Source organism: Bacillus sp. SD075, from assembly GCF_017355165.1.
Taxonomy (GTDB): domain Bacteria; phylum Bacillota; class Bacilli; order Bacillales; family DSM-1321; genus Peribacillus.
The window spans coordinates 1-292 of sequence record NZ_JADILK010000129.1 but is presented as its reverse complement, the minus strand read 5'-3'; the positions used below and the strand labels follow the sequence as shown (position 1 = coordinate 292).

Below are 292 nucleotides of genomic sequence, written 5' to 3'. Positions count from 1 at the left end.
TGTGATGAATAACTCTGAGTTTAAGGCCGTCCATTCCCATAATGTGAAGGTAAAGAAGATAAAGAAAATGAAATCAATCATGAAACTCATAGGTAAACTAGCAAGGATTTTTGTAGGAATAGCACGACGAAACGAATCTTATTGTCCAAATAAAGTCCAAGTATTGATCCCATTAGCAGCATAGAAATAAAACATTAGTTATATAGAATGTATCATTCAAAATAGTTAACTTTAATTTTGAATGTTGTCTTATTCGTAGGATTTCAAATATGTACGAGTACCAGGTTTCTTA

1 pseudogene is annotated in these 292 nt (G+C 31.2%); it reads left to right on the top strand.

From position 1 onward, the window contains the following. A pseudogene (locus IOC57_RS25580) lies at positions 1-184 on the top strand (IS110 family RNA-guided transposase); the annotation flags it as partial. Positions 185-292: the final 108 nt, after the last annotated feature.